We start from the raw sequence: 26,018 nt of genomic DNA on the forward strand, positions 1-26,018 counted from the left end.
TCCAGCGTCCATATCGCTCCGGTTCTAAAGTGTTCAGATCCACTCCGGCCAATTCTAATACTTTCTGTACGTATTGAGAATATCCATACCCCAGAAACTGTATAGTATGTCCTGGACACCGTGCATTTGCCGATTCCATGTTATTATGGATATATGGAGAAGGGATGGTACTTGTGCTTTCGTCTGGTCACAGCAAGTCTCCTTTCGGGTGAGGTGTGGCAGAACACATGTTCTACCAGTGTATAGCGACGGCATAGAAGGCGGATTTTGTCAAAAACGCTAGGAAGGACAGAATGGGAAGAATTGACAAAATACAACAATTGTGCTATATTATAGGTAATCGACTCCCCATCGTTGCACGCAACGGTGGGTGTATAGACTCCCTGGGGTTGCGCCGCCAACCCCAGGTTTTCTTTTGAGGAGCCTCGCTGTGTCAAATGAAAGGGTGGCCATATTCATTGATGGAAGCAATCTCTATCATAGTCTCCAGGCGGATTACGGTACAGCAGCGATTGACTTCGAGAAGTTCATCCAAACGCTATGCGCTGGTCGCAAACTAATGCGGGCGTACTATTACAATGCCCCCCGAGACCAGACTAGTGATCCCGATAAATACAATGAACAGCAGAAGTTTTTCGACCGCTTGCGCAAGGTGCCATATTTGCAAGTGGAATTAGGGCGACTGGAGAAGCATTCGGGCGCTTGGGTGGAAAAGGGCGTTGATGTCTCACTTGCAGTAGATATGTTGGAGCTGGCCTATCGTAATGCCTATGATACGGCAATTATCGTGAGTGGTGACGCAGATTTCGCTAGGGTAGCAGAGGCCGTAAAGTCATTAGGAAAACATGTGGAGAATGCGTTTTGTCACACCGGACAGTCCCGACGATTGCGAGAGGCCTGTGATCGGTTTATTCTTCTCGATTCAGACTATATGGGGCCAATTTTTCTTTGAGAAGATGGGCCAATTCTATTAGGGTTGACGGGAGGGCGCCAATGAAATGGAGACTTTGCCTCATGCTAGCGTTAGTTGTCTTTGGGGCTGGCTGTGGAGCAAAACAAGAACCAACGCCCCATCCTACCTATACACCCTTGTCCACACTCACCCGAGAACCAACTTATACACCTTATCCCACTTATACATTGTATCCCTCATTGACACCGACTCTGACATTCACGCCGCTTCCAACTGTCACATCTACGCCAGTTGCAACCAACACACCCAGACCTGCGGTGGTTGGGAGCAAAAGCCGTCCGGTACCATTTCAGCAGTCACTCACAGTCAAACGCGGTAACTACACATTGGAATTGACATTGGTGGACGTTAAGCGTGGGCAGCCGGCCTATGATATCGTGAATGCGGGACAGGAATTTTTCCGAAGCTCCCCGGGGGAAGGGAACGAGTTCTTGGTGGCTCGTTTTCATGTCAAGTGCCTATCGGGTCCGTCGGATTATGCTACACGGTTGAATTGGTTAGATTTTGCAATTGATGCGAATCGCCATCTCATCGGTACACCGATAGTTGTTATGAATGGCGATCTTGATGCGGCACTCTATCCTGGGGGAGAGGATGAGGGATGGATACCATTCATTGTTCCTGCGGGTGCTCAAATAGGAGGAATCCGTTTCGAACTTGATGTATTGGCCGAAAACGTGATCTGGTTTGCCGTGCCGTAGGTTGACAGGGCGAAACATGTCTGTTGCCAAAATATCCGTTGTGCAGGAAAAAGGACAGGTAACGATTCCAGCCTCTATTCGACGCAAATGGAGGCTCAAGAAGGGCGATTTGATAGCCTTTGTGGAGACCGAGCAGGGCGTGCTCATCAGCCCACGGGAACTCGTGGCGGTGGAGGCTTTGGATCGGATCGGGCAAGCACTAAAGGAGCGTGGAATCTCTCTGGATGAATTGATCGAATCAGGGCGCGAGATTCGTGGGGGAATATTGAAAGAGGAATACAACATCGAGAAAGCGTGATCGGATGATCAGGGTTTTCATGGATGCCAGCATTCTCTTTGCGGCCAGTATGTCGGGCACTGGTCATGCTCGCGACTTGATTCGCCAGGCGATACGCGGCAAAGTGACTCTCGTGGTCAGCATTCTCACCAACGGTCGAGGCGGGTTTCAAACCCGCCCCGACCGCTGCGGGAACAAACTCCTTCCTCTCGGCGTCTCAAGGGTGAGTACCGCAGGAGGGATGCGCCATGAAAACGAAAGTGTGGATTGCGGGCCTGGTGGCTCTGTTGGTCTTCCCCATGGTGGCGGACGTGGCCCATGCCGACGGTATCATCATCCCCATCCCACCGCCCCACGTCGTGGAGCCGGTGGACTTGGCCGTCAAGTACCATCGGGTCTCGGTGGTCATCCGCGACCAGGTGGCCACGACGGAGGTGGACCAGGTATTCGTGAACGAATCCTCCTACCAATTGGAAGGCACCTACATCTTCCCGCTGCCCGAGGAGGCCACTATCTCCGATTTCGCCATGTTCGTGGAGGGCAAACGGCTGAGTGGCCAGATGCTGAGCGCCGAAGAAGCCCGCCGCATCTACGAGGACATCGTGCGCAGCCGCCGCGACCCGGCGCTGCTGGAATACGTCGGGCGCAACGCTTTCCGCGCCACTATCTTCCCCATCGAACCCCACGGCGAAAAGCGCGTGCAACTCCGTTACAGCCAGGTGCTTCTCGCCAACAAGGGTCTCATCAAGTATGTCTACCCTCTCAACACCGAGCGCTTCTCCAGCAAACCTCTGGAGGATGTGGCTATCACCGTGGAGATCACATCCCGCGAGCCGATCAAGTCCATCTACTCGCCCAGCCACAACGTGGCCATCGAGCGTCAGGATGACTACCACGCCACAGTGAGTTTCGAGGCCACCGACATCAAGCCTGATACAGATTTCACTTTGTATTACACAGTCTCTGAAGAGGACTTGGGGCTGAATCTGCTGTCGTACAAAGATGAGGGTGAGGATGGCTTTTTCCTGCTCCTGGTTGCGCCCAGTGTCGAGGTAGATGAGAGCCAGGTGGTGGCGAAGGACGTGTTTCTGGTGTTGGACACTTCGGGCAGCATGGAGGGCGAAAAGATCGAGCAGGCCAAGGAAGCCTTGTACTTCGTGCTCGACCATCTCAATGAGGACGACCGCTTCAACGTCATTGCCTACAACACCGGTGTGACACGCTATGCCCCGGGCCTACGGCCAGCATCTGAGGCCCGCCAGGCCCGCGACTTCGTGCGCCAATTGGAGGCCGGGGGCGGCACGAACATCCACCGCGCCTTTATGGAGACCCTGCGCATGACCAGCCGCGATCGCCCACAGGTCATCATCTTCCTCACCGATGGCCTGCCCACCGCCGGCATCACCGACGAGGAGCAGATCATCGCCGACGTGGCTCGTGAGGCGCCGGAGTCGGTGCGCATCTACGCCTTCGGCGTGGGCTACGACGTGAACACGTGGCTACTGGATACCATCACCAGCGAGCATCGCGGGGCGACGGGCTATGTGGAGCCGGGCCAGAGCATCGAAGAAGAGGTGTCGGCGTTTTACGCCAAAGTGAGCGCGCCGCTGCTCTCGGATATCGAGTTGCTCGTGGATGGCGTGACAGTGGACGACATCTACCCGTATCCGCTGCCCGATCTCTTTGCCGGCAGCCAGTTGGTGGTAGCCGGACGCTACCGCCAGGGCGGCCCAGCGACCATCACCCTGCGCGGCAACCTCAACGATCAGATCAAGGAGTACCGCTACGAAGCCTATTTCATCAAGAACGGCGGCGACGACTTCATCCCCCGCCTGTGGGCCACGCGCAAGATCGGCTATCTCTTGCGTGAGATCCGGCTCCACGGCCCAGAGAAGGAGTTAATTGACCAGATCGTGAGCCTGGGCGTGCGCTACGGCATCATGACACCCTACACCTCATTTCTGATTGACGATCGCCAGGACATCCTCACCGATCAGGGCCGCGCTTTCATCGGCCAGGGATACGCAGCCGCGCCAGCGCCCACGGCCGGCCCCGATGCAGTTGCAGCCAGCAAAGCGCAGGCTGAACTGGGTTCTGCCGAAGTGGTCGGAGGGGGCGAGAGCGAGTCGGCACAGGTCAAGCACGTCCGCGACAAGGCGTTCGTGCTGCGCGATGGCATCTGGACGGACACCGCCTACAATCCGGACCGGATGAAGCCCCGCACCGTGGTCTTTAGCAGCGATCTCTACTTTGACCTGCTGCGAGCGAACCCGCGCTGGGGGGTGTACTTCGCCGTCGGAACCGAAGTGATCGTCGTGCTGGATGGGCAGGCGTACCGTATCACGCGTTCCGGGGCCGCCGACAGCCCGGCTGTCACGCCGAAAGCGCCGCGCATCGAGCCGCCGGAGGACTACGGATTCATCGGCTATATCTGGGAGATACTCTTCGGGCACATGAGAAAGGAATGAGGGCGAGAGAATAAGCGAGATAAATCCAGTTAGTGAGTTTGTAGTGGTGGAAGCACAGTGCTAAAATGGCACTGTGAATCTCCAGGTGGACCAAAGCGGCAAAATAGAGAAAACGAACCAGGACACTGTCTTGGCCTTCTCAGGTGACGCGGAGTATGCTATTCTCATTCCGGCGAAGGCCAAACAACAAATCCTTCGGCGACTCCGGTCCACCAAAAGGCGGGGAAAGAGGGTTTATCTGGCCTTCTTTGCTATGGCTCTCTATCATCTCCTTGAGGGCTGTCTGGATCGGCTAAAATTTGTTGCCATTGACATCGAATACGAGGGACATGAGCACGATATTAAACTGATGTTGCTCAACTTGATTTGGAAGAAATATCCCCGATACCCAGCCGATCATATCACTTTCAGGCGCGTTGGTAAAAAATCTCGAGTGCACAAAAAGGCTTTGGCGGTCTTCCGAGGCGAAGACGGAGCCGATAAAATACTAACACCAGATGACTTTATGGGGCCCTTTATCAGGAAATAGAAAAGATTGGGGAGGCCCTTTCATGGTGAGCCTTGTTGCCAGGCAGTCATCCGTCCGGTCAAGGATAGGAGCGGCCTAGCCACCCAATCTATTATTTTTATAGCACAAAAGTTTAAATTTGTCAAATCTCTGGCAGTTTTCCCTCGATGGTAACAGATGGTCGCAGGCGGTGGAAGGATTGATGGCGACCGCAAACCCACGTTCCGCCATTGTCGGACAAATTGTCAATTTGTCCTACCGCCGAGACGCAGAAAGCCGAGAAACGTAAAGCGTGAATTTTTACGCCCATTCTGTGTCTTTGCGGTTTTTGGGCGTAACTAAGTGGACCGCGGGACGACATTAAACTATGAGAGGAATTCGGCTTTCGGTAATTGCTTTTCGAGCCAAGTTGATGTATAATAAGTGATAGATAGCCCGCGTGGGCTCAGGAGGTGGAAGATGCCCATCCGCCGTCTTTCGATTGTGATAGGTGCACTGGCGGTTTCTCTGGCCCTGAGCACGATCGTTTTCGCTGCGCCGCCCTGCCCGCCCTACTGCCCGCCGCCGTTTACGCCGCTCCCGCCTCCCACTACGCCTGCGCCGCCGCCTCCTACCCCGGTCCCACCCTATGTCCCGCCACCGGCCCCGCCAACCTACCCAACCTACCACACCGTCCAATGGGGTGAGACCCTGAGCGGCATTGCCTGGCGCTATGGTGTCTCGATGTGGGAGATCGCCCGGGCCAACGGTATCTGGAATGTGAACCGCATCCAAGCAGGTCAGGTGTTGCTCATCCCGTATCCGGGTGTATGGCCAGCGGTGCCGCCGTCGTATCCGCCATTTTGGTACACTGTGCAGCGCGGCGATACACTGAGTAGCATCGCCTGGCGCTTCGGCCGCAGCATCTGGGCTATCGCCCAGGCCAATGGCATCTGGAACGTGAACTTCATCTACGTTGGACAGCGGTTATGGATTCCGTGATCGAGCGACCGCCCTTGCTCAGGAATGGTTTTCTAGGATCAGAAAGGAAGGGTAAGGAGAAGATGAGGTACTTATGGAAGAGGCTGGTGGCCCTGGCGCTGGTCGTGTTGGTGCTCCAGTTGTTCTTGGGGGCGACTGTGGCGAGCGCGCAGGGTGGGGTCTGGCATTGTGTGACGGCTGGGCAAACGCTGTTTGCCATAGGCCGCCTGTACGGGGCGAATCCGTGGTGCATCGCCCAGGTGAATGGGCTGGCCAACCCCAACTATATTCGGGTGGGGCAGTGGCTGTGGATCGGCGACCAGTGCCTTGGGTGGTCAGCCTATAGGTCAGCCCCGCCGCCAACGCCGCCAGGGCCGTATTATCCGCCGCCGTGGTACTATCCACCCTACTGGTACTGGCCATACTACGGGTATGGTTGGGGCGCTTGGAGTTGGCCCTGGTATACCTGGTATAACTGAGGGCCCACTGGGGCGATAGACCAACAAAAGCGAAAAACACCCGCCGGGTTTTGCGGTGGGTGTTTTTCGTCAGGTCTTATCCCAGCACCTCGCGCACTTTGCGCGCCAGTGCGGCAATGGTGAACGGCTTCTGCAGAAAGGCGATGCCTTTCTCGAAGATGCCATGATGGGCGATGGCGTTGTCGCTGTAGCCTGAGACATAGAGCACCTTGAGGTTAGGGTAGATGACTCGGAGCCGTTCGGCCAGCGCTTTGCCGCTCATCTTTGGCATCACCACGTCGGTCAGCAGAAGTTGGATACCCTCTGCGCGGGCGGCTATCTGCAGAGCCTCGTCGGCACTGGCTGCCTCCAGCACGGTGTAACCTTGCTCACGCAGGATGCGGACCATCACCTCTCGGACCGCCGGGTCATCTTCTACCACAAGCACCGTCTCTGTACCACGTGGCAGGTAACCTTCTTCGTCCTGTCGGGGCAGCCTTTCTGGCTTTTCGCGGACTCGAGGCAGGTAGATCTTGAATGTGGTGCCCTGGCCCGGTTCACTATATACCCAGATGTAGCCCTCGTGCTGCTTGACAATGCCGTATACAGTCGAAAGGCCTAATCCAGTGCCCTGGCCGATCTCCTTGGTGGTGAAGAAGGGCTCGAAAAGATGCTCTTTGACTTCTTCGGTCATACCCACGCCGGTGTCGCTGACGGCCAGCAGGACGAAATCGCCAGGGACGGTGCCCACGTGCTGGCGCACATAATCTTCATCCAGCGTCACATTGGCGGTCTCGATGGTGAGTTTGCCGCCCCGGGGCATGGCGTCGCGGGCGTTCACGACCAGGTTGATGAGGGCTTGCTCGATTTGACCGGGGTCCACTTTGACCAGGCCCAAGTCAGGCGCGGGAACGGTGACCAATTCGATATCGTCGCCGAGCAGACGGCGCAACATCTTATCCATGTTGAGGATAAGGTCATTGAGGTTGATCACCCGCGGGGCGATGATTTGGCGGCGGCCCAGGGCTAGCAGTTGGCGGGTGAGATTAGCCCCCTGTTCGGCGATTTTCACGATTTGCTCCAGATCTTCGCGTACTGGGTCGTCGAGCCGCAGCGTATCTATGGCTAGCGAAGCGTAGCCGGTAATGGCCATGAGCAGATTGTTGAATTCGTGGGCTACGCCGCCGGCCAGACGACCGACGGTTTCCATTCTCTGGGAATAGCGCAACTGCTCCTCGAGGCGTTTGTGTTCGGTGATGTCGCGCACCACACTCACCCAGCCTGTACGGTTTCCTTGCTCATCTTCCAGAGGCGTGACGCTGTGCTCGGTTGGGAAGATCGTCCCGTCCTTGCGTTTCATCTGGAATTCGAAGAGATGTAAGAAACCGCGCTTTTCCACAGCGGAGAAAAGATGCCGTCGGAACTGCTCTAACGCGGCCCGGTTCACGTGTAGGAACGCGGTTGTCCTTCCTAACATCTCCTCTCGATTGTAACCGAAAATCCGTGAGGCAGCGTGGTTACAGTCCAAGATCTGTGTGGTCTTGGCGTCCATGATGAAAACTGCGTCTTCCAGGCTGTGGAGCGTCCTTTCGAGCAATTGTTGGCTTTGGCGAAGCCTCTCCTCTGCTCTCTTGCGTTCCGCCAATTCCCTCTGCGCCACCTCGTAGAGCCTGGCATTCTCAAAGGCGATCGCTGCCTGCGTGGCAAAGGCCGAGAGAACGCGCAAATCGTCTTCGTTGAAGGCATTGTAAGAAGCGACGCTGTCCAAGGTGATGGTACCAATGGTTTTTCCCTTCACCACCAGCGGGACACAGATGGCCGACTTCTCCTCCTCCACCTCGGGCAGTTCGATCACCTTCGTTCTGGGGTCGGTTTTGACGTTGGCCAGGATAAGGGGTTGATTGTGAGCGAAAACCCACCCGGTGTAACCTTCGCCTACCCGGAAAGTGGCCGCCTCCATCACCTCGCGGCTGAAGCCATGGCCGGCTCTCATCACCAGCACGTTGCGCTGCTCATCCAACAAATGCAAGGAGCCTTTTTGTGCCGCAGGGACGGCATGGACGGCAGCATCTATAATCCGCTGCAGGGTTTCCTCCAACTTCAGGTTGCCGACTACGCTCGTGCTGGTTTGGTAAAGCGACTCTAATTCCTGCACCCTACGGCGTGTTTCCTCGTACAAACGGGTGTTTGCCACCGCGATCGCGGCATGGTTGGCGAGAAGGGTGAGCAACTGCAGGTCCTTCGGCGTGAAACGGCGCGTTTCCACATTGTGCAGGACGTGAATCACCCCGATCACTTGTCCTTGCCAGAGCATCGGTGCGCTGAGGACGGCGGTGAAGGGCTGGTCCTGCTCGTAGGTAGGGGCTCGGCCGGGCCAGATGCGATAATCATCAATGATCAGGGGTTGTCCGGTCTGGGCGACGACGCCGGCCGCGCCTTCGCCGTATTTGAGCACTACGCCGGTGTAATCGTGGGGAGTGTTGTAACTCACCACGCAGCGAACCTCTTGCCGCTCGGGGTCACAGAGATATAGGCCGCCGCCAGGAGCGTCCAGCAGCCGGGTGGCTCGTTCGACGATAGTCTGGAGCAGGGTGGGCAAATCATGCGGGGCGGCGATATCGAGGACAATGGCCTGCAGGGTAGCCAGTTCTTCCACTTGACGACGCAGTGTCTCTTCTGTGCACTTGGGCTCGCTGACTGCGTCTCCTAATGGAGATGGGCTGGAGAAGGGGTGCTCCAGGTCCCCCGTTGGTCGGGCGTCGGTCTCACTCACGTCTTTCATTTCGGCTCTCCCAAGGGGGCGGAGATCTGCCAAGGCGGGGAATAGATGACCTCTATTCCTGGTTACCAGGTGTACACTATACTTATACCACAGAATTTTGCCGCTGTCAATGTCGGGGAAATTGGCACCAGAGCAATGAAAAGCCAGATGGAAGGGTCAGAAAGTCACCGGAATACCCAGCGCGTTCAGGAGTGCTACCAGTAGCGGGGCGATGAAGATGGCAGGCAGGAAGTTGGAGAGGCGCAGCCGCTTGATGTCCAGCAGGAGCAGGCCGATGCCCATGATGAGCACGCCGCCGGTGGCGGTCATCTCGGCGATCATAGGCTGGGTGAGCGCGGTCTGGGCCAGCCCAGCCAGCAGGCTCAGGCTACCCTGGTAGACCAGCACCGTAACCGCCGCGAAGACCACCCCCACCCCCAGCGACGAGGAGAAGGCCAAGGCGGCGAAGCCGTCCAGCACGGATTTGATGGCCAGCAGATGGTAGTCGCCAGTGAGGCCATCCTGGATCGAGCCCAGGATGGTCATCGGCCCGACGCAGAAGACCAGGCTGGCCACGACAAAGCCCTCGGTGAAAGTGCTCGTGCCGCCCGTTCCCATCGCCACTCGGGCTTTGATGGCGTCGCCCAGAGCATTCAGGCGCTCCTCAATACGCCACCATTCCCCCAGGATAGCGCCCAGAAGCACACTGAACATCACGATGAGGATGTTCTGCGTCTCCCTGGTCATGCCGATGCCCACTACAAGGGTAACCAGGCCCAGGCCGTGCAATACGGACTGGCGCATATTCTCGGGCAGGCGCGAGCCCAGCAATGTGCCGAGCGTGCCGCCGATGATCACCGTGATGGCGTTGAGGATGGTGCCGGTCAAGGGTCTATCCCTCGAACATGGGCCTTTCGATCTCGTCGAAGTACCATGCGCCCTTGGTGATCAAGTATTCCTGGGTCTTGGAGAGGAACAAGTAGTGCGAGTTCTCGTCCTCGGCCAGCCATTCGTAGACCTCTTTGCCCTTGGGGTCGTCGGTCTCCTGGGCTGCTTTCTTGTATAGATCGTAGCCGCGCTGCTCGAACTCCATGGCGATGCCCAAAACATCCTCGTCGGTCGCACCATCGGTCAGGCGCAATAGGGCGGCCACAGCATCATTGCCGGCAGGGAAGATGAATTCGGTTCCCGAGGGCGGCTCGCAGGTTTTGGCTTCATCGAGGAGCATCCACTCGCCTTCGTTGGCGATGGCCTCATATTCGGCTTTCAGCACCCGCTCGTGCAACTCTTCATCGGCGATCAGGGCTTTGAAGACTCTCTGTGCCCCCTCGTCGGAAGTGAGGGCCAGTGCCTGAGAGTAGAAGCGGCGGCCCTCGGCTTCAATGCCGATCGCCCTTTCCAGAGCGCTCAAAGCGGCCTGGCAAACTTCGGGCTCCATGTCATGGTTCCTTTCCGCGTATCCATCTGTGGGAGCAATCTCCAGATTGCGATTGTTGGGTCGCTGTCTGGAGACGGCTCCCACAGATGTATCTATTCGCTACGGGCGCAAGTTGTTCCAGTGATCCAGGTGGACGCGCGAGCCGTCGTATTTCGCGTCCTTGGTGTGCGCTGGTTTCGCTTCGTCGGGGTGTCCCACGCATAAGAGCCCGACTGCCTCCATCTGTGGCGGCAGACTGGCGCTCTCGCGCAGGACTTGGACGGCGCTATCCCACATGGTGTTACCCGGTCCACCCACCCAGGCGGCGCCCAGTCCCATCGCCGTGGCCGCGATAGCCATATTCTCCATGGCCGCAGCGCCGTCCAGAGGCCAAGTGGGTGAGATATTCGGGTCGCCGACTACGGCGATCACTACCGGAGCCTGTTGGATATAAGGCCGCACGCGCAAAGCGTTGGCCAATTTCTCCTTGAGGCCCGCCTCGCGGATCACCACATAGTGCAGGGGGCGCAGGTCCAGGCGGTTCGGCGCGTAGAAGCCCGCCAACAGGAGGGTCTCCAATTGCTCATCGGTTACATCCTCGGCGGTGAATTTGCGGATGGTACGCCGTTTGCGAATGGTTTCCAACGTCTCGTTCATTGTCTTTCTCCTCTGATTTGAGTGAATCTTCTGGATTGCGTTCTCGGGAAGGGTCTCACATTCCCAGTTCAGCCCGTGTTCGGATGAGGCGTAGCACTTGGTCGCGAGCGACCAGACCGATCAGGCGGTCGCCCTCAATGACCGGCATCTGGTTGACGTCGGCCTCATCCATCCTGCGCAGGACGTCAATGGCCTCATCTTGGGGCGCGACCCGTTTCAGCAGGGCCAGCGGGGTCATAATATCCTGCACCGTCAACATCGGCCAGCGGTCTCGGGGGGCAGTCTTGACGTTGTGCACCGTAACGATGCCCAAGAGCTTGCCGTCCTGAATGACGACGAAGCAGCGCTTTCCTTGGGCCAGCAGGTAATCGTGTACCAGGCTCTCCACCAGCAGGCCGGGATAGACCTGGGCGCATTCGGTGGTCATAATATCTCGCGCCGAGACGCCGCGCAACATCTCGGTGAGCAGCATCTGGCGATAACTCTGCTGAGCGGCGTTATCCAAGAACCAGCCGATGAAAGCGAGCCAGAGCCCATTGGCGGCCTGCCCCAGGAATACCAAGCCCAAGCCACCGACGATGAACAGTGCGGCGATGAGGCGGCCCACTTGGGTGGCCACAGCAGTGGCCTGTCGGATATTGCCGGTGGCTGCCCACAGGATGGCGCGGAGCACACGCCCCCCGTCCAGCGGGAAGCCGGGGATCAGGTTGAAGAAGCCCAGGCTGAGGTTGATGCCTGCTAAGTAGAAACAGATAGCCGCAAGGGGCGGGGCGAAGCGCCGCGACAGCAACCAGATGAGCCCGAAGATAGCAGCGAGGACGATGCTGGACAGCGGCCCCACCAGAGCCATCATGAATTCACTGCCGGCGCTGCGGGGCTCCTCGGTCAGGCTGGAAACGCCACCGAAGATGAAAAGAGTGATGTCTCTCACAGGCACGCCCTGGGCGATGGAGATCAGGCTGTGCATCAACTCGTGCACCAGGACGGAGGCGAAGAAAAGCAGTGTGGTAGCGAGGGCAACGGCCCAGTATTGCCAGGTGGGCCAATCCGAGTAGCGCTGGGGGAAGTAGTAAAGGCCCAGCGACAGGGTCAATAGGGCGAAGATGAACAACCACGTGTAGTTGATCTTGATGGGGATGCCAAAAATCGTGCCGATGCGAATCGAACCAGACATTTCACTATCCTTTCCGTAACATACAAAGGCTCGCTCTTTTTGGCGAACGCAATATAGTATACCAGAACTGCGGGCATTAGCAAAACGCTGCTTCACGAAAGTGTTTGGCGAACTACACTTGCCGCTGCGCTGTCGGGGTGATATAATGCTTCACCAGGAGGGCAGATGATGAAAGCGTATCTTCTGGATTTGGATGGCGTGCTGGTCAGAGGGAATCAACTCATCCCCGGCGCCGATGAGTTTATCCGGCGGCTGGCGGACAAGGGTGCTAAGTTTCTGGTGCTGACGAACAATTCGATTTACACCCCGGTGGATTTGCAGCACCGTTTGCACTCTATGGGCATTGAAGTTACGGTGGAGCACATTTACACTTCGGCCATGGCCACCGCTACTTTTCTGCACCAGCAAAGGCCCCGGGGCACGGCTTTCGTCGTCGGTGAGACCGGGCTGATCGAGGCCCTGCACCAGGTAGGTTACGTGATCACTGCACGAAACCCGGATTATGTGGTGCTGGGCGAAACCCTCTCCTACGATATCCAGCAGATCACCACCGCCGTGCGCTTGGTGGCTGGGGGTGCGCGTTTCATCGCCACGAACCCGGACCCCATGGGCGTGGAGGAGGGGGGAATTGTCCCGACCACGGGGGCTTTGGCCGCGTTGATCCGCAAGGCTACCGGCGTCAAGCCGTATTTCGTGGGCAAACCCAACCCGCTGATGATGCGCAGTGCGCTGCGTTACCTGGGCGAGCACTCCGAGAACGCCGTCATCGTCGGTGACCGGATGGACACCGACATTGTGGCGGGCATCGAGAGCGGTATGGAGACGATCTTGGTGTTGACCGGTGTCACGCGTCGTGAGGAGGTGGATCGCTTTCCTTATCTGCCCTCGCGGATCGTCGATTCGATCGCGGACATAGAGGTGTGAAGGGGCAGGGGGCAAGAAGCAGGAAGCAGGAGACAAGAGGCAGGGGGCAAGGGGCAGGAAGCAAGGGGCAGGGGGCAGGAAGCAGGAGGCAGGGGGCAGGAGGGGAAAAGAAACCACGGGGTGCAGTGACGACTCTCATACCCCGTGGCTTTCGTGCAAGAGAATGCGTCCCCGCCGTGCCGTGTGCTGTCGGGTTCTGAACCTGCTTTCGCAGGTGGGCGTCTACCTGGTCGGTTTTGCTTCACCCCCGCAGGGGTTACAACAGCCCCTCCAGAGATTGACCCCATGAAAGTAGGTGTTGGCTCAGAACTTTATGCGTGCATCACGAACACAGCAGCAGACGCACCCATAATATAGCACAGTTATCGGAAAAGTGCAAATTCGCTAGTCTGGCCTCTCTATCCGGACGGGCCTGAGCCGTAGTTGACAGCAGGGCAATCTCGCCTCAAAATACAATCAAACACCTCCGAGGAAGAAACATGACCGATCCTATCACCACACCCACCCAATACTGGAGCCAGCCATCCGATAGCCTGCTGGCCACGCTGCGCAGCACAGTCAACGGGCTGACTACAGATGAGGCCAGGCAGCGCCTGGAGGAGTTCGGCGCCAACGTGCTGGAAGCCAGGGAGAAGGTAACGGCACTGCGGCTTCTCCTCGACCAATTCAAGAGTCCGCTGGTTCTCATCCTGGTCTTCGCGGCCGGGGTATCGGCGGTCTTGCAGGAATGGGTGGATGCCACCATCGTCCTGGCCATTGTCGTGGGCAGCGCGGCGCTCGGTTTCATCCAGGAGTACGGCGCGAGCGCGGCGATGGAGAAACTCCGCGCCCGAGTGGCAATCAAGTCCACCGTGTTGCGCGATGGCCAGCCACAGGTGATCCCCGCGGAAGAAGTGGTGCCCGGCGACGTGGTGTTGCTCTCGGCGGGCAGCCTGGTGCCCGCTGATGGCGTGGTGTTAGAAGCGAGGGATTTTTTCGTCAACCAAGCGGTGCTGACCGGTGAGACCTTCCCGGTCGAAAAGAAGCCCGGGCTGGTCGAGGCGCGGGCCAGCCTGGCAGAGCGCACCAATTGCGTCTTTATGGGCACCAACGTGCGCAGCGGCAGTGCCCGGGTCTTGATCGTGCAAACTGGGACGGCTACCGCATACGGTCAGATCGCCGAGCGCCTGGAATTACGCCCACCGGAGACCGAGTTCGAACGCGGCATCCGCCATTTCGGCTATCTGCTCACCCAAGTGATGCTGGTCTTAGTGCTCGTCGTCTTTGCGGTCAACGTTTTCTTCGAGAAGCCGGTTGTGGATTCGCTACTTTTCGCCGTTGCTTTGGCCGTAGGGCTGGCACCGGAACTTTTGCCCGCCATTATTAGCATCACCCTATCCCATGGAGCGCAGAAGATGGCGGAGGAAGGCGTCATCGTGCGCCGCCTGGCCTCTCTGGAGAACTTCGGCAGCATGGATATCCTGTGCACCGACAAGACGGGCACGCTGACCGAAGGCATAGTGCAACTCGACGGGGCGCTGGACGCGCACGGGCGGCCATCGGACGAAGTTTTCCTCTATGCCTACCTCAATGCACACTTCCAGACCGGATTGTCGAACCCGCTGGATGAGGCCATCACCGCCAAGGGGGTGGGGCAAGATATCGTCTCGCCCTACAGCAAGGTGGATGAGATCCCCTACGATTTCGTGCGCAAGCGGCTGAGTGTGGTAGTAGGGGCATCCCTTGTGAATGCCCCGGGCCAGCCCCTGATGATCACCAAAGGGGCGTTGGACAATGTTCTGGCAGTGTGCACGCAGGTGCGAGATGGCGGGGATGCTGTGCCATTAGATGATGAACGCCTGGCGCAGATCCAACAGCGCTACGCCGAATGGAGCGGGCAGGGCTACCGCGTGCTGGGCGTGGCGGCGAAGGAGGTGCCGACACAGCCCATCTACACCCGTGAGGACGAGCGCGACCTGACGTTCGCTGGCTTTTTGCTCTTCTTTGATCCACCCAAGCCAGATGCACAGAAGGCCCTGGCTGATCTGGCTGAACTGGGCGTGCAGGTGAAGATCATCACCGGAGATAACCGGCTGGTGGCGGTGCACACGGCGGAAGCCGTGGGCATGAAGGTAACTGGTGTGCTGACGGGTCGGGAACTGGATGCGCTGGGCGATGAGGCACTGTTGCAGGTTGCCGAGCGCACGGATTTGTTCGTGGAGACGGACCCCAACGACAAAGAGCGCATCATCCTGGCCCTGCAGAAGATGGGGCACGTGGTCGGTTATATGGGCGACGGGATCAACGACGCGCCGGCCCTTCACGCAGCCGATGTGGGTATTTCGGTGGATAAGGCAGTGGATGTGGCCAAGGAGGCGGCCGACCTGGTTTTACTGGAACCGGACCTGGAGGATTTGCGTCGTGGCATCGTGCTGGGGCGCACCACCTTTGCCAATAGCCTCAAGTACGTGTTTACTACCACCAGCGCCAACTTCGGCAATATGTTCAGCATGGCAGGAGCCTCCCTTTTCTTGCCATTCTTGCCCCTGCTGGCCAAGCAAATCCTGCTCAACAACTTCCTCTCCGATTTCCCGGCTATGACCATCGCCACCGACAGCGTGGACCACGAGTTGGTGGAAAGGCCACGCCGCTGGGACATCCGCTTCATCCGCGATTTCATGGTCATCTTCGGCCTGGTGAGTTCGGTGTTCGATTACCTCACTTTCGGTATGCTCCTGTTCCTCCTCCGCGCCACGCCAGAGCAATTCCGAACTGGCTGGTTTGTGGAGTCGCTGATGACCGAGTTGTTCATCGCCCTGGTGGTCCGTTCCCGCAGGCCATTCTTCCAGAGCAGGCCGGGCAAGTATTTGTTGATCAGCACCCTGCTCGTTGCAGGCATTACAGTGTTGATCCCATATCTGCCGTTTGCAGGATTCCTGGGGTTCACGCCATTGCCGATACCGGTGATGTTGGCACTATTGGGGATCACGGTGTTGTATATGTTTGCGTCGGAGTTGGCGAAGAAGTGGTTTTACAGGCGTGAAACGTGATGCGTGATGCGTGATGCGTGATACGTGATGTTTATGTTTCACGCATCACGTATCACGCATCGGGTGTGGTGAAGGAGGCACGGCGGTGGCGGTAACAATCAACACCTGGGAGATTGGAGAACGATCCGTTAGTGTCTCCAACCTCAGCAAGGTCTTCTGGCCGGAGGATGGCTTGACCAAAGAGGACATGCTGCGCTATTACCAGATCATTGCGCCCACACTATTACCATATCTCAAGGAACGACCGGTTACCTTGCGAGTTTTCCCCGACGGCATCCATGGGTTTTCCTATTATCGGCGGGATTTGCCGGAGCACGCCCCAACCTGGCTAAGGAGCGTGGACTACCAGCCAGAGACGGCGAATCGCGTCATCCAACTGCCGTTGATAGATGATGTGGCAGGGCTGGTGTGGCTGGCAAACGAGGGCAGTATTGAGTTCCACCTATGGTGCTCCCGGGCGCCGGACTTGGCGGAACCCGATATGGTGGTCTTTGACCTGGACCCGGGCGACGAGGCCGGTTTTGTGGAGGTCCTACAGGCGTCGCTGCGGCTGCGCGATGCCTTAGACCGGTTAGGGCTGCGGAGTTACCCGAAGACCAGCGGTGGACGAGGGGTGCACGTTTATCTGCCTTTAGCGCCGGGGCACACGTACGAGGCGGTGCGGGCGTGGGTCAGGGATATGGCGGAGCAACTATCGGCCACTTATCCCGACCTCATCGCGGTGGCTCACGGGCCCACACACCAGGGCCGCCAAGTCACCATCGATCACGCTCAGAATAGCGTTGGTCGCAACACCGCTGCCCCCTATACCCTGCGTGCCCGGCCCGGCGCTCCAGTCTCGACCCCCTTGACCTGGGAGGAGGTAGAGGCTGGCCAGGTGCGCCCCTCTGATCTGACGCTGCGGGTGCTGCCCCAGCGTTTGCAACAGGTGGGCGACTTGTTCGCGCCGGTGTTGCAGGGCGGGCAAGTGCTGCACTGAGAGCGGGGCACGGGGTCTGTTCCCGATTGATCATTACACAGGGAGGTGAATCTGTCATGACGGAACGATCTCAGAACACGAAAGGGATACTGGCCAAAGATGGTTCTGCGCTGTTCTGGCCAGTCTTGTTAGGGTCGTCGGCTTTCGGCATTCTCTCGTTTCTGCTACCCATCTACGGTCGGCGGTTGGGCGCCAGTGCGCTGGAGATCGGCGGCCTGTACTCCGTCTTCGCGCTCATGACGGTTCTCATCCGACCCGTGGTCGGTTGGGCACTCGATCGCTTCGGGCGCAGGACTTTCTTTGTCGCCGCTTTGGTGTGCTACGCCGTCGCCATGGGGTTATTCTCCATCGCCGATAGTGTGGCTGGACTCTACTTGGCCCGACTGATGCAGGGTGTAGCGTCGGCGCTGATGTGGATTTCTGCTTATACGATTGCCACCGATTTGGCCTCTCCGGAAGGGCGCGGTGGGGCGGTGGGGCGCGTGGATGAGGCTTCTGCTCGTGGCTCGCTCTACGGAGCACTTGCCGGCTTCGCTCTCTTGGCCTGGCTGCCACTGAGCACTGGTTGGCGGGTGTTGTTCCTCGCTTATGCGCTGTTGGCTGCTTTCGGGGCGTGGTTGGCGTGGAAACGCGTCCCTGAGACGCAGCCCGTTCACTCTCCTCAAACGGAGGGTAGGAGAGCCATATCCGGACTCTTGTTCAGGTTGATGGTCATCGTCTTCGTTACTGGTGCATCCACGGCCATGGTCAGTCCCTTGGTATTGATCTTCCTGCAGGACAAATTCACCGCCGAAGTGGGCATGCTGGCGTTGGCTTTCATACCCGCCGCGCTCGTTTACAGTTTCTTGCCCTCGCGCCTAGGCCAACTCAGCGACCGTTTCGGTCGCACGCCGCTGATGGCGGCGGGACTGGTCGGATCGGGGATCGTTTCCCTGCTGCTACCGGGGTTGTCGCACATTGGCTGGCTCATTGTGATGTGGGCGTTAGAGGCCCTGGGATTGACTATGGCTGCCCCTGCCCAAGAGGCTCTGGTCGCCGACCTCACTGGCAGCACTGTGCGAGGCGTGGGTTACGGACTCTACACCTTTGCTACCAGCCTGGGGGCTACCTTGGGCCCTCTATTGGGCGGGTGGTTGTATGATGCGGCGGGACCCGCAACGCCCTTCTATCTCAACGGGATCGTGTTGTTTGCCGGGGCTGTTTGGGTCTTGGTGTTGTTGGGCAAAGGCTCGCTCCGGGCAGCGAAAGCCACTGTGGACTCTACCGGGGAGTGAAAGATGAAAAAGATTCTCATTCTGATGAGCGAGACGGGTGGGGGCCATCGTGCCAGTGCAGAGGCGTTGCGGGATGTCTTCCACGAGCGGTACGGTGCCCAGTTTGAGGTAGATATGGTGGATTTGTGGAGCGAGCACACTCCCCTGCCACTCAGACACATGCCCAAGACCTATCGCTTCCTGGTGGACGACGTGCCCTGGCTTTACAAATTCATCTACGAGGTCGGCGAAAAGCCGCAGGTGACCGAGCCGGTGATGAAGGCGGCAGCGAAGTTCTTGCAGACTTTTGTCAGCCGGGCTATCCGCCAATACAACCCTGACTTGATCATCTCCGTCCACCCCTTGATGCAGGAGATCCCCCTGCAGGTGTTGTCTCGGATGAAACGAGACATCCCTTTCGTTACCGTGGTAACCGATCTGATTACCATCCCACCGGTGTGGTTTGACGAAAGCGCCACCCTCTGTTTCGTGCCCAGTGAGGAGGGATATCGTTTGGCCCAGCAGGCGGGGTTGCGGCCGGAGCAATTGCGCCAATATGGCTTGCCCATCCGTCCGGCGTTCGCCCGGAGGCCGCGCCCCAAACCTCTATTGCGGCAGGAGTTGGGTATGTTGCCCGATGTGCCGACGGCGTTGATCGTCAGCGGTGGCGAGGGAATGGGGCCAGTGGGCGAAATCGCCCGGGCGGTGGCGGCACGTCTGGCCGCCGATGGTCGAGAGGAGGAACGTTCGCCCGGCCAATTGGTAGTGATCTGCGGCCGCAACCAGAGGCTCCAGGAGGAGTTAGAGGCCCACGATTGGCCCGTCCCGGCCATCGTGCAGGGCTTTGTGGAGAATATCTGGGATTGGATGGCGGCCTGCGATTGCATTATCACCAAGGCAGGCCCCGGCACCATTGCGGAAGCCTGCGCATTGGGGCTGCCGATCCTCCTCAGCGGCTACATCCCGGGGCAGGAATCGGGCAACGTGCCCTACGTCCTCAAACATGGGATCGGCGTCTACGTCGAAGATCCCTGGCAGATCGCCGAGGTGGTCAGTGGCTGGTTCGGTCCGCAGCGTGCGGTTCTGGAGCAGGTGGCGGAAAGGGCACGCCAGTTAGGTCGGCCCCAGGCCACGTACCAGATCGTCGAGGAGATCGCGGGGCTAGTGAGGGGGTAACCACGGGGAGGCGAAGGAGGCGGGGCATTTAGGGAAGAGGGAATATGAACCCCGAAGCACGAGGGAAAACAGCCCTGGTTGCACTCATCGTGGTACTGGCAGTGATGGCTGCCTTGGGCGCTGCGCCTGCCTTGGCTGGCCAGTCGTGGGAGCAATCTCCAGATTGCGACCAGAGTATCGCCGTCTGGAGACGGCTCCCACTTGTGAATACCCGCCACCGAATGGAATTCGGTGGCTACGCCCGGGACGTAGGGGCGACCGGCCAGTCGCCCTTACTGGAAATCGCATTTCCGGGCGGCGTGGGTAGCGAGATCCCGGCCCACGTCGGTCGCCGGTGGATGAATCCACCGGCTGGTCTTGTCCAGTCCCGCTGGGACTGGGCCGCGATGGGCCGCCCAACCCATTCACAAGCGTTTCCATCCACCCAGGTTGCCCCGACCGGATACATCTCCTACACCATCCGCCCCCAGGACATCGTCTCCCAAAGCGAGATCCTCGCCAACCCCTACTACGCCGAGAAAATCAACTCGGTCTATTGGACCCGGCCCTTCTATCAGACGGAGCGACAAAGGCAAAGGGTAACCGATGAGTGCGTTTTCCAGGAAAGTCTCTGGCGAATCCTGGTGCGGAATGATCCCGTTTGGGCCTCCACCACGGACCCTGACCGGCGACGGCTGGAGGTGCTCAGAGTGGCGGCGATGAACCCCGCCCTGGCGGAGAGGATGCCGGGATTTAGAAATGAGGCGCTTCCCGATCAGGTCCTTTGGCGGCAGATTGTGGTGGAGTGGCTGGAGAGGATTCAGGAGGACCACCCTCACGCCTTCCGATACTGGCTGGAGAGGTGTTTGGAGGGAGCAAAGATGGATGCGGGGGTTGTGGGGACGGTCATCCATCTCCCCACCCCCGAACGGCCAACGCCGAGCGCCGAAGCGCCGGAACTTTTGGAGTGGGGGCTGAAATGGGATGCTGGCCGCAAAGTCTATGTCACCGTGGACAACCGCTACGGCCTGCCCGTCGGCAATGAGGCAGCCTGGTATTTCCCTAAAATTTCCTATACAGTGGACCGCGGAGACGGGAACCCAGTTAACTACACTGGAGCCATTGGCTTTTCCCCATGGATGGCCGAGGCTTTATGGAAGGCGACCGGTAAACTCGTTTTGCCAGTTGAATTTCCCGAGGGTCAAGAAGTGAACTTTACTATTAATCAACTTTCTGTAGTTTACCAAGGAAAGGAATATTTCTGGATTGGCCTTAAACTGCCGATTGGAGCTTATCTTGTCGCCCCGCTTTCCACCGAAAAGGCCAGGTACGGGAATTTTTTCACAAATGAAGGGAGCCCGGGCGATGGCGTCCTGTTACCAATGGGAGGTGGTAACGAACTTCAGATAGGTGCGAGAGGAGGAAACAGTCGAACCTACCAGTCTCCTCAGATTGCGGTAGGAACGCGCCTTTTTGAGATCACTTCCACCAATGAGTTTTTACAACAAAAGGGCTCAAATGCTTGGGTTGGAGAATTTGGCGACGATATTCCTTTTACTCCTGAAACATTCTTTTGGCCAAAAGCAGGAGTGGTGGGTTTTATTCACCAATAGATTAATTTCTTATCTTGACAACGGTTTTCCCTCTAAGTTATCCTAAGTTTAGTGTTAGAGACTGCCCAAAATACCACCAAAATCACAAAATATCTCTTGGTTGTTCTGGTAGTCCTGATATTAGTCCTCCTTGGTCTTAACCTCGCTCTTTCTCGCTATGGAGCCTTTTGGGAGAAAAAGAGCCGGTTTGGTCTTTCCTGCCCGGCGCCGAAAGAGTTTTGCTCAAAGGGGAAGAAAATAACTTTAGGAGGAAGATACGTCGGGGTTGGCTATCTTTTACCTGCAGGAACATCTTTCTTGGCGGCGATGAATGGAGAATTAAGGTACGGGCACGTGGTGATGAATCCGGAATATGGCGGGGAAACTTTTCAAACGGTTTCTGTCCTTAATGGCCGGGACCATCTGATTTATACCTACTCGGGAAATCCCGAATACAGGACGGGGATGGTTTCCAAAGGTGAACCGATAGGCAAAGTAGACCAAAGACTTTCTCCTTATGGAGAAGTGAACTTGCTTTTTCTTTATGAGAAGGGAGGAAAGCCGGTAGAGATTTCCAGCAAAGATTTTGACTGAAATGAAAAAAGTTGCTGTTGCCTTGTTTTTAGTTTTGGCTATCTTTTTGATTTTGCCCCAACCGGTTGAGGCTGGGGTTTATTGTCCGGATGGCTATACTAAATGTGGGCTTCAGCCTGGAGCAGGATGTTACGGCGATGCGGGATGTGAGGAGGCCTGTTGTACCGGCCCAAAACCTGCAGACTTTTGTTGTGGGGCTTCCAATTGTGGCTCTGTTCCTGCCTGGAGCTATGCCTGGGCAATTTGTTGCAGAAAGAGAGATCTCCTTGAGACCAAGTTTGAATTTGGTTGGGAGACGACGGATTGTAATACCGCTGACCGCTGTGATGAGGCGAGGACTCCTGCCGGAAGTTATGATGCCGATGGGGATATTGCCTACGGTCTTTGTGATATTTCCCAAGGGCTTTTGAACTGCGGACGATATGGGGCGCATTATAAGAAATGCTGTCGGGTGGCGGGGGCAGTTCAGTCGGGAGCAAGGCTGACTGGCGCTACCAGTTCCTGCAGCAATGGGACTTGTAACTCACCGGGGGTTTGTGTCCGAGCCGCCGATGTTTGCGATTCTAACAAATGCCTTGATTCCTGGGATGGCTATTGCTGGAGTTTGAAGGCCTGTGGGGCGCCGCCGGGGGCGACGCCGACACCGACGATCCCGCCCGCTACTTATATTTGTATCAAAGGAGGGAGCGGGGCTGACCCGAAGGTCTGCGATGCTTGGTTAGATGTCAACGTTCCTTCCGAAGCAAATATCGGCGGTGTGGCAATATCCGCTCAGTCCACAAATTCCGCCTTTGTCTCCTGCTCGGTGTGAGGGCAGGAACAGTTCGCGTTCTTTTCCCCGCCCGAGCAAGTATTGACGAAACCCCTGTTCTTTAGTAAACTATAGGCGCTTGCAACAGGCTTCAATGGTGAAGGGGATGGAAAGCGTAGATCTGATTGTTCACAGCGCCAAACAAATGGTCACCGTGGCCGGAAAGGGGCCCAGGGTAGGCGCAGAGATGGCGACCCTGGGCATTGTCGTGGACGGTGCCCTGGCCATTTCCGGAGAGCGCATCGTGGGCGTGGGGTCTTCCTCCGAAATCCTACGGCGCTATCGGGCCGACGAGTACATCAGCGCCGCTGGCCGCGTGGTAACGCCCGGCTTCGTGGACGCCCACACCCACCTGGTATTCGCTGGCGACCGGGCAAACGAGTTCGAGATGCGCGTGGGTGGTGCTACGTACTTGGATATCATGCGCGCTGGCGGTGGCATCATGAGCACCGTTCGGGCCACCCGCGAGGCTTCACTGGAGACGTTAGTCGAACAGAGTCTGGAGCGTCTGGATCGCATGATCTTGCATGGCACCACCACCGCCGAGGTGAAAACGGGCTACGGGCTGACCACCGAGGACGAAATCCGCATCCTCGCGGCCATCAGCGTGCTTGACGCCGCCCACGCCATTGATCTGGTGCCGACGTTCCTCGGCGCGCATGCTGTCCCTGAGGAGTATGCTGACCGTGCCGATGCCTACGTGGACCTGGTGGTGAACGAGATGCTGCCGCAGGTGCTGGCTATCGCCGGGGAGGAGGCGGACCCTGACGTCGAAATCCGGCGACCAGTTTTCTGCGACGTGTTCTGCGATGAGGGAGCATTTGACCTCACCCAGACGCGACGTATCTTGGAGGCAGCCAAAGCGGCAGGGTTGGGACTGAAGGTGCACGCCGACGAGTTCGCCAACCTGGGTGCAGCCTCGCTGGCCGCCGAACTCGGCGCCACCTCTGCCGACCACCTCGTGCATACCTCCGCGCAAGATATGGCGGCCATGGCGAGGGCAGGTGTCATCGGCGTTTTGCTCCCCGGCACGTCCTTCGGCCTGGGGCATCACGACTTCGCCGCCGCTCGGGCCCTCATTGCTGCTGGCGTCCCTATCTCTCTGGGCACGGACCTCAACCCTGGCACTTGCTGGTGCGAGTCCATGCCTTTCATGATGGCCCTAGCCTGCCGCTATATAGGGATGACCCCAGCGGAGGCGCTCGTGGCTTCGACTATTAACGCAGCCTGCGCTGTTGGTCTGGGCGATACGGTGGGTAGTCTGGAGCCGGGCAAGTTGGCCGATGTCGTCATCCACGAGATCCCCGATTACCGCTACCTGGCCTATCGTTTCGGCACCAACCCCGTGTGTGCAGTGATTAAGAGGGGCGAACTGGTTGTCAGCGCCCGATAGGCAAGGATGGTTGGGGAAAGATGAGGGGCAGTGGAAAACCAAAAGTGTATATAACGCGCCTGATCCCGGAGGAAGGGCTCAACCGGGTACGGGAGAAGACGCACTGTAGAGTGTGGGAAGGAGAACTACCACCGCCACGCGAGGTACTTTTGCGAGAAGTCGCCGACGTTGAGGGGCTATTGTGCTTGCTTACCGATCCCATTGACGCCGAGGTAATGGATGCGGCCCCGAAACTAAGGGTCATCAGCAACTACGCGGTGGGCTACGATAACATTGACGTCTCCGCTGCCACCGCACGGGGAATCATCGTGGCCAATACACCCGGCGTGCTCACCGACACTACCGCCGACATGGCTTTCGCCCTGCTGATGGCGGTAGCGCGTCGCGTGGTGGAAGCAGATCGCTTTGTGCGTGCCGGTCGCTGGAAAACCTGGGGGCCGCGCTTACTTTTGGGGCGAGATGTACACGGCGCTACTTTGGGCATTGTGGGGATGGGGCGAGTGGGTGCAGCCGTGGCCCGGCGGGCTCGCGGGTTTGCCATGCGCATCCTCTACTACGACGTTGTCCGCCGCGAGAGCCTGGAGTCTGAACTGGGCGTGGAATGGGTTGATCTGGAGACATTGCTGCGGGAATCGGATTTTGTAACCATCCACACTGCGCTCACAGATGAGACGCGGCATCTTATCAGCACCCGTGAATTGGGCTTAATGAAGCCCACGGCCATCTTGATCAACACCGCGCGCGGCCCTATCGTGGATCAGAAAGCGCTCTACGAGGCACTGCGAAATGGCGTGATTGCAGGAGCAGGTCTGGACGTCACCGATCCGGAGCCCATCGCGCCGGACGACCCGCTCCTGACACTGGATAACGTGGTCATTACCCCGCACATTGCCAGCGCCAGCATTGCGACTCGAACCCAGATGGCGATCATGGCTGCCGATAACTTGCTGGCTGGATTGCGAGGGGAAAGACCACTCAGCGTGGTGAACCCCGAAGTATTCGAGAGAGGGCTCAAGGATAACGGACCGAGATAAGTCCACACCCATGGGGTGATGTGATCACGAGATTACTAAACGAAAGGAGCGATCAGTGGATCAAGCGAAAATCGAGGAGCTGAAGGCCATCGCCCATCGTGTCCGCTGCGACATCATCTGGGCCTTAGCCCACGCTGGCTCCGGCCATCCAGGCGGATCGCTTTCTGCGACCGACTTTGGCGTGGCACTTTACTTTCACGCTTTGCGCCACGACCCCAAGAATCCGTGCTGGGAGGGCCGTGACCGAGTTATCTTCTCTAAGGGGCATGTCTCGCCCTTGGTTTTCTCGCTGCTGGCCGAGTCGGGGTATATTGAGCGCCAGGAACTGAAGACGTTCCGCAAACTCGGTAGCCGGTTGCAAGGGCACCCCAATATGGAGTGTCCGGGCATCGAAGTGGGCACTGGATCACTGGGGCAGGGGCTGTCGGTAGCCGTGGGCATGGCTTTGGGCCTGCGGATGAACCGCAGCGACAGCCGGGTCTATTGCATCATGGGCGATGGGGAGAACCAGGAAGGCGCCACCTGGGAGGCGATCATGTCGGCCGGACACTACAAGTTGGATAACCTCTGTGTGGTGCTCGACAACAACGGCCTGCAAATCGACGGTTGGGTCGAGGATGTGATGGGCCTGGCCCCCCTGGCCGATAAGTGGCGGGCCTTCCGCTGGCACATCATTGAGATAGACGGCCACGACATGGCGCAGTGTGTGCAGGCCTTTGAGGACGCCAAGAAGGTGAAGGGACAGCCCACGGTGATCATTGCCAAGACCATCAAGGGCAAGGGCGTCTCTTTTATGGAGAACGAGGCTGAGTGGCATGGCAAGGCGCCAAAGCGCGATGAAGCAATCCGGGCGCTGCAAGAGTTGGCCTGCCCGCTCGAATATTTTGATTTCTGATTCTG

The 26,018-nt window shown here is 58.1% G+C and carries 23 protein-coding genes and 1 other RNA gene; 18 read left to right on the forward strand and 6 right to left on the reverse strand.

All coding sequences use genetic code 11. The annotated features are described in order from the left end of the window. Nucleotides 1-430 precede the first annotated feature (430 nt). From H5T64_10905 to H5T64_10935, 7 genes are all read left to right on the forward strand, one after another. Nucleotides 431-952 carry an NYN domain-containing protein gene (locus H5T64_10905; protein MBC7264846.1) on the forward strand — a complete coding sequence of 174 codons (522 nt, stop codon included), beginning with the start codon at nt 431-433 and terminating at the stop codon, nt 950-952. A 41-nt stretch (nt 953-993) separates the two neighbouring features. Beyond that, complete coding sequence (locus H5T64_10910; protein ID MBC7264847.1) at nt 994-1,674, forward strand: hypothetical protein; 681 nt, start codon at nt 994-996, stop codon at nt 1,672-1,674. A 16-nt stretch (nt 1,675-1,690) separates the two neighbouring features. Continuing rightward, the gene (locus H5T64_10915) at nt 1,691-1,972 is read left to right on the forward strand and encodes an AbrB/MazE/SpoVT family DNA-binding domain-containing protein (GenBank protein MBC7264848.1); all 282 of its coding nucleotides are present in this window, start codon (nt 1,691-1,693) and stop codon (nt 1,970-1,972) included. A gap of 227 nt (nt 1,973-2,199) precedes the next feature. Continuing rightward, nucleotides 2,200-4,419: a VWA domain-containing protein gene (locus H5T64_10920; protein MBC7264849.1), complete on the forward strand. Its 2,220-nt coding sequence runs from the start codon at nt 2,200-2,202 to the stop codon at nt 4,417-4,419. A gap of 73 nt (nt 4,420-4,492) precedes the next feature. Next, nucleotides 4,493-4,948, forward strand: coding sequence for a hypothetical protein (locus H5T64_10925; GenBank protein MBC7264850.1), 456 nt, complete (start codon nt 4,493-4,495; stop codon nt 4,946-4,948). A 438-nt stretch (nt 4,949-5,386) separates the two neighbouring features. Beyond that, on the forward strand, nt 5,387-5,908 hold the full coding sequence (locus H5T64_10930; protein ID MBC7264851.1) for a LysM peptidoglycan-binding domain-containing protein: 522 nt from the start codon (nt 5,387-5,389) through the stop codon (nt 5,906-5,908). A 62-nt stretch (nt 5,909-5,970) separates the two neighbouring features. Next, complete coding sequence (locus H5T64_10935; protein MBC7264852.1) at nt 5,971-6,366, forward strand: LysM peptidoglycan-binding domain-containing protein; 396 nt, start codon at nt 5,971-5,973, stop codon at nt 6,364-6,366. 76 nt (nt 6,367-6,442) lie between these two features. Here H5T64_10935 and H5T64_10940 read toward each other — a convergent pair whose 3' ends face one another. The 5 genes from H5T64_10940 to H5T64_10960 form a co-directional block, all read right to left on the reverse strand. Further along, nucleotides 6,443-9,127 (reverse strand): GAF domain-containing protein, encoded by a 2,685-nt coding sequence (locus H5T64_10940; GenBank protein MBC7264853.1) that lies wholly within the window; start codon nt 9,125-9,127, stop codon nt 6,443-6,445. 156 nt (nt 9,128-9,283) lie between these two features. Continuing rightward, complete coding sequence (locus H5T64_10945) at nt 9,284-9,994, reverse strand: DUF554 domain-containing protein (GenBank protein ID MBC7264854.1); 711 nt, start codon at nt 9,992-9,994, stop codon at nt 9,284-9,286. Nucleotides 9,995-9,998: 4 nt separating this feature from the next. Next, the gene (locus tag H5T64_10950; protein MBC7264855.1) at nt 9,999-10,544 is read right to left on the reverse strand and encodes a ferritin family protein; all 546 of its coding nucleotides are present in this window, start codon (nt 10,542-10,544) and stop codon (nt 9,999-10,001) included. 99 nt (nt 10,545-10,643) lie between these two features. Next, nucleotides 10,644-11,180, reverse strand: a complete 537-nt coding sequence (locus H5T64_10955; GenBank protein ID MBC7264856.1) for a nitroreductase family protein — start codon at nt 11,178-11,180, stop codon at nt 10,644-10,646. A gap of 55 nt (nt 11,181-11,235) precedes the next feature. Continuing rightward, nucleotides 11,236-12,354, reverse strand: a complete 1,119-nt coding sequence (locus tag H5T64_10960) for a site-2 protease family protein (protein MBC7264857.1) — start codon at nt 12,352-12,354, stop codon at nt 11,236-11,238. A gap of 165 nt (nt 12,355-12,519) precedes the next feature. Here H5T64_10960 and H5T64_10965 point away from each other — a divergent pair, with 165 nt between their 5' ends. Then, complete coding sequence (locus H5T64_10965) at nt 12,520-13,278, forward strand: HAD family hydrolase (GenBank protein ID MBC7264858.1); 759 nt, start codon at nt 12,520-12,522, stop codon at nt 13,276-13,278. Between the two features lie 165 nt (nt 13,279-13,443). On the opposite strand, the gene ssrS is transcribed toward H5T64_10965, so the two are convergent. Continuing rightward, nucleotides 13,444-13,621, reverse strand: a non-coding RNA gene (ssrS, locus tag H5T64_10970) — 6S RNA. Between the two features lie 136 nt (nt 13,622-13,757). Here ssrS and mgtA point away from each other — a divergent pair. From mgtA to H5T64_11020, 10 genes are all read left to right on the forward strand, one after another. Then, the gene (gene mgtA, locus H5T64_10975) at nt 13,758-16,307 is read left to right on the forward strand and encodes a magnesium-translocating P-type ATPase (GenBank protein MBC7264859.1); all 2,550 of its coding nucleotides are present in this window, start codon (nt 13,758-13,760) and stop codon (nt 16,305-16,307) included. A gap of 85 nt (nt 16,308-16,392) precedes the next feature. Beyond that, a complete protein-coding gene (locus H5T64_10980) occupies nt 16,393-17,286 on the forward strand; it encodes a DNA polymerase domain-containing protein (GenBank protein ID MBC7264860.1) in 894 nt (297 codons plus the stop codon). Between the two features lie 56 nt (nt 17,287-17,342). After that, complete coding sequence (locus H5T64_10985; protein ID MBC7264861.1) at nt 17,343-18,560, forward strand: MFS transporter; 1,218 nt, start codon at nt 17,343-17,345, stop codon at nt 18,558-18,560. A gap of 3 nt (nt 18,561-18,563) precedes the next feature. After that, nucleotides 18,564-19,715, forward strand: a complete 1,152-nt coding sequence (locus H5T64_10990; protein ID MBC7264862.1) for a hypothetical protein — start codon at nt 18,564-18,566, stop codon at nt 19,713-19,715. Between the two features lie 44 nt (nt 19,716-19,759). After that, nucleotides 19,760-21,307, forward strand: a complete 1,548-nt coding sequence (locus tag H5T64_10995; GenBank protein MBC7264863.1) for a hypothetical protein — start codon at nt 19,760-19,762, stop codon at nt 21,305-21,307. A gap of 51 nt (nt 21,308-21,358) precedes the next feature. Next, a complete protein-coding gene (locus H5T64_11000; protein ID MBC7264864.1) occupies nt 21,359-21,880 on the forward strand; it encodes a hypothetical protein in 522 nt (173 codons plus the stop codon). A gap of 89 nt (nt 21,881-21,969) precedes the next feature. Then, nucleotides 21,970-22,290, forward strand: a complete 321-nt coding sequence (locus H5T64_11005; GenBank protein MBC7264865.1) for a hypothetical protein — start codon at nt 21,970-21,972, stop codon at nt 22,288-22,290. A gap of 507 nt (nt 22,291-22,797) precedes the next feature. Further along, a complete protein-coding gene (locus tag H5T64_11010; protein ID MBC7264866.1) occupies nt 22,798-24,084 on the forward strand; it encodes an imidazolonepropionase in 1,287 nt (428 codons plus the stop codon). A gap of 20 nt (nt 24,085-24,104) precedes the next feature. Then, the gene (locus tag H5T64_11015; protein ID MBC7264867.1) at nt 24,105-25,118 is read left to right on the forward strand and encodes a D-glycerate dehydrogenase; all 1,014 of its coding nucleotides are present in this window, start codon (nt 24,105-24,107) and stop codon (nt 25,116-25,118) included. Nucleotides 25,119-25,173: 55 nt separating this feature from the next. Beyond that, nucleotides 25,174-26,013, forward strand: a complete 840-nt coding sequence (locus tag H5T64_11020; GenBank protein MBC7264868.1) for a transketolase — start codon at nt 25,174-25,176, stop codon at nt 26,011-26,013. Nucleotides 26,014-26,018: the final 5 nt, after the last annotated feature.

The organism is Chloroflexota bacterium, assembly GCA_014360825.1.
Classification (GTDB): domain Bacteria; phylum Chloroflexota; class Anaerolineae; order UBA2200; family JACIWT01; genus JACIWT01.

Bases quoted from the DNA above. Each gene is read 5' to 3' on its own strand.
- H5T64_10950 (MBC7264855.1), bottom strand. From the start codon at position 10,544: ATGGAGCCCGAAGTTTGCCAGGCCGCTTTGAGCGCTCTGGAAAGGGCG.
- H5T64_11005 (MBC7264865.1), top strand. From the start codon at position 21,970: ATGGCTATACTAAATGTGGGCTTCAGCCTGGAGCAGGATGTTACGGCG.
- H5T64_11015 (MBC7264867.1), top strand. From the start codon at position 24,105: ATGAGGGGCAGTGGAAAACCAAAAGTGTATATAACGCGCCTGATCCCG.
- H5T64_10915 (MBC7264848.1), top strand. From the start codon at position 1,691: ATGTCTGTTGCCAAAATATCCGTTGTGCAGGAAAAAGGACAGGTAACG.
- H5T64_10955 (MBC7264856.1), bottom strand. From the start codon at position 11,180: ATGAACGAGACGTTGGAAACCATTCGCAAACGGCGTACCATCCGCAAA.
- H5T64_10965 (MBC7264858.1), top strand. From the start codon at position 12,520: ATGATGAAAGCGTATCTTCTGGATTTGGATGGCGTGCTGGTCAGAGGG.
- H5T64_10920 (MBC7264849.1), top strand. From the start codon at position 2,200: ATGAAAACGAAAGTGTGGATTGCGGGCCTGGTGGCTCTGTTGGTCTTC.
- H5T64_10990 (MBC7264862.1), top strand. From the start codon at position 18,564: ATGAAAAAGATTCTCATTCTGATGAGCGAGACGGGTGGGGGCCATCGT.
- H5T64_10995 (MBC7264863.1), top strand. From the start codon at position 19,760: ATGAACCCCGAAGCACGAGGGAAAACAGCCCTGGTTGCACTCATCGTG.
- H5T64_10930 (MBC7264851.1), top strand. From the start codon at position 5,387: ATGCCCATCCGCCGTCTTTCGATTGTGATAGGTGCACTGGCGGTTTCT.
- mgtA (MBC7264859.1), top strand. From the start codon at position 13,758: ATGACCGATCCTATCACCACACCCACCCAATACTGGAGCCAGCCATCC.
- H5T64_10910 (MBC7264847.1), top strand. From the start codon at position 994: ATGAAATGGAGACTTTGCCTCATGCTAGCGTTAGTTGTCTTTGGGGCT.
- H5T64_10985 (MBC7264861.1), top strand. From the start codon at position 17,343: ATGACGGAACGATCTCAGAACACGAAAGGGATACTGGCCAAAGATGGT.
- H5T64_10940 (MBC7264853.1), bottom strand. From the start codon at position 9,127: ATGAAAGACGTGAGTGAGACCGACGCCCGACCAACGGGGGACCTGGAG.
- H5T64_10960 (MBC7264857.1), bottom strand. From the start codon at position 12,354: ATGTCTGGTTCGATTCGCATCGGCACGATTTTTGGCATCCCCATCAAG.
- H5T64_11010 (MBC7264866.1), top strand. From the start codon at position 22,798: ATGGAAAGCGTAGATCTGATTGTTCACAGCGCCAAACAAATGGTCACC.
- H5T64_10935 (MBC7264852.1), top strand. From the start codon at position 5,971: ATGAGGTACTTATGGAAGAGGCTGGTGGCCCTGGCGCTGGTCGTGTTG.